This window comes from Collinsella aerofaciens (assembly GCF_028209885.1).
Classification (GTDB): Bacteria; Actinomycetota; Coriobacteriia; order Coriobacteriales; family Coriobacteriaceae; genus Collinsella; species Collinsella aerofaciens_BA.
The window spans coordinates 1-2,795 of record NZ_JAQLEM010000068.1; the positions used below are offsets into that span (position 1 = coordinate 1).

Annotated in this window: 3 protein-coding genes and 1 tRNA gene; all 4 read left to right on the forward strand. The window is 59.9% G+C overall.

Translation table 11 applies throughout. The features are described 5' to 3' along the window. The first annotated feature begins 211 nt into the window (after positions 1-211). The 4 genes from PMX21_RS09955 to rbr all read left to right on the forward strand — a co-directional run bounded on the left by PMX21_RS09955 (position 212) and on the right by rbr (position 2,700). Positions 212-289, forward strand: a tRNA-Asp gene (locus tag PMX21_RS09955). Between the two features lie 344 nt (positions 290-633). Further along, a complete protein-coding gene (locus tag PMX21_RS09960; protein ID WP_099432564.1) occupies positions 634-1,119 on the forward strand; it encodes an RrF2 family transcriptional regulator in 486 nt (161 codons plus the stop codon). A 21-nt stretch (positions 1,120-1,140) separates the two neighbouring features. Continuing rightward, positions 1,141-2,046 (forward strand): HhH-GPD family protein, encoded by a 906-nt coding sequence (locus PMX21_RS09965; RefSeq protein ID WP_271759288.1) that lies wholly within the window; start codon positions 1,141-1,143, stop codon positions 2,044-2,046. A 114-nt stretch (positions 2,047-2,160) separates the two neighbouring features. Continuing rightward, a complete protein-coding gene (rbr, locus tag PMX21_RS09970; protein WP_006235152.1) occupies positions 2,161-2,700 on the forward strand; it encodes a rubrerythrin in 540 nt (179 codons plus the stop codon). Positions 2,701-2,795 lie beyond the last annotated feature (95 nt).

Consider the following 2,795-nt stretch of genomic DNA (forward strand, 5'->3'; position numbering starts at 1 on the left):
GCGAGTTCCGCACGCAAAGGAAAGCACTTAATGTGCTTTCCGTCTTGCGCAGGACTGTAGAGCAGCAAACTTAACCCCCGCCCTCAGCCCCGGAGACCCTCCCGGAGGGGCCCAAAAATTTTTTCAAAAAAGTTGTTGCGCGCCGGACAGACTTCTGTGTATACTAATCCCCGCAGCGCACGCGAGCGGAAACAAACGCGAACGACTGCCTGGGGAGTTAGCTCAGTTTGGTTAGAGCGCCGGCCTGTCACGTCGGAGGTCGCGGGTTCGAGCCCCGTACTTCCCGCCAACGCAATTAAAGCCACGTCTTCGGACGTGGCTTTTTGCGTTTGATAGGACCTTGATCCCATCGGCTCCTTTTGCCCAAAACCAAATCCTTCCAATTCCCGGACAAGCTCCGTTTGAGACCTATGTTCAAACAAGGCGTTTGTTGCACAACACCTGTTCAACGAAGCAGGGGGTTAGGTTATACTAAATTGCACTATGGGCCGTTTTTGATGCAAGAGGCTTCAAACACGGCATTCAGTGGGCACCCGTTTTGCTATATGGGCGTCCATACGGTCATTGGCGTCTCGACGTAAGCTCGGCTCCGGAGCTCGTTCGAGCTGTTCCTATTCCTTGAAAGGGGAAAAAATGGACATATCGAGGAAGACTGATTACGCCCTTCGCATGCTCGCGATGCTTGCCGAGGACCCGGAGCGTCTGCTTTCTGTTCGCACCGCCGCCGAAGAGGTCAATGTCCCGTATTCGTTTGCCCGTTCGATTCAGCATGGTTTGGTTCAGGCCGGTATTGTGGAGAGCCTGCGTGGCGTCCATGGCGGCATGCGTCTTAAGGTCAGCCCCGACGATGTCACCATCCGCCAGGTCGTTGAGGCCGTTCAGGGCCCCATGGTCATGAACGATTGCACCGCGCCCGATGGCGACTGTGCACGCATGGGCACGTGCTGTTATCATCCCCTGTGGGCCGGAGCTCAAGCGCTGATGCGCGACTACCTCGATTCCGTTTCGCTGGGCGATATCGTCGCTCACCGCCAGTTCCCGGCCGTCGATTCCAAGTTCGCCGACCGCGATGCGTTTCCCGAGTACGCCACCTGTGCGTGCGCTTGCCGGGAGGAATAGCGCCGCATAAGGAGCATAGCCATGATTCAGGACCCCTTTCGTTCGATGATTCGTTCGGAAGGGGTCCTGCGTTATCGCGACCTTCCGTGGCGCCGCACGCGCGACCCGTACATTATTTGGCTTTCCGAGGTTATGCTGCAGCAAACGCAGGTGCCGCGCGTGGAGACGCGTATGCCCGCGTGGCTCGATCGCTTTCCAACCGTGCAGGCGCTTGCCCAGGCCGCGCCTTCCGATGTTTTGGACGCTTGGCAGGGGATGGGCTACAACCGGCGTGCTCTGGCGCTTCACAGAGCCGCTCAGTGCGTTATGGAAGACTGGGGTGGGGAGTTTCCACGTGAGACGCGCGACCTGGTCGCCCTGCCCGGTATTGGCCCAGCGACGGCGCAGGGCATCCGGTCGTTTGCGTTCGATCTACCGGGTGTGTATCTGGAGACCAACGTGCGCACGGTCTTTCTGCATCATTTCTTTCCCGATGTGCCGGCCGTTCCCGATCGCGAGCTGGTGCCGCTGATTCAGGCCGCCTGTCCGGCGGCTCCCGGTGCGACGGCGGATGAGATCGCTCCCTTTGCCGTGCCGCTCGACGATGCCGACACACCGCGCGCATGGTATTACGCGCTGCTGGATTATGGCGCGTATCTTAAGAAGACGCTGCCCAATCCGTCCAGGCGCTCGGCGAGCTATAGCCGTCAGTCCAAGTTTGAGGGCTCGCGCCGCCAAAAGCGCGCTCATATTGTGCGCATGCTGCTGGCGGCGCGCGATGGGCGGCCGGCGGGCATCACACTCGCCGAGGCTGTGGCGGGTGTCAACGAAATGGAGGCGGCAGCAGGCCGCGAGCCGGTCGATCACGATCTTGTCGCAGGCATTTTGGCCGACTTGGAGCGTGAGGGCTTTTGTCGCGTGGAGGGCGACCACTGGCTAAGCGTGTAGCCCGCCCGAATCTGAAAAACAGGATTGTAAGGTTTAGATTTTCGACATGAGGGCATCCTAAAGAAAAGGCCGCTCGAAGCCTACGGGCGGCATATGTTGAAGGGAAGTACACCTATGGATTTTGAGAACTCCCAAACCAAGAAGAACCTCGAGACCGCTTTTGCCGGTGAGTCCCAGGCGCACACTAAGTATCGCTACTATGCATCCAAGGCCAAGAAGGACGGCTACGTTCAGATCTCGAATATCTTTGCCGAGACCGCAGGCAACGAGTCAGAGCACGCCAAGCTGTGGTTTAAGTATCTGCACGACGGCGCCGTTCCGGGCACTCTGGACAACCTGCGCGACGCCGCCGCGGGCGAGAACTACGAGTGGACCACGATGTACGACGAGTTCGCCAAGACCGCCGAGGAGGAGGGCTTTGCCGAGATCGCCGAGAAGTTCCGTGGTGTCGCCGCCGTCGAGAAGGCCCACGAGGAGCGCTACAACAAACTCGTCGAGCGCATCGAGTCGGGCGAGGTGTTTGAGCGTGAGGGCGTGAAGGTATGGAAGTGCCTGAACTGCGGGCACCTGCACGTTGGTGCCGAGGCGCCTGAGGTGTGCCCGGTGTGTAACCACCCGAAGGCGTACTTTGAGGAGCAGGTGGTGAACTACTAGCGCCGATACGAACGTGGACTGCGGGGCGCAGGGCGGGAGGCCGGATCGCCTTCCCTCCCCGCTCACGGCTCCGCAGGGTCGCGTTGAGGGAAGGC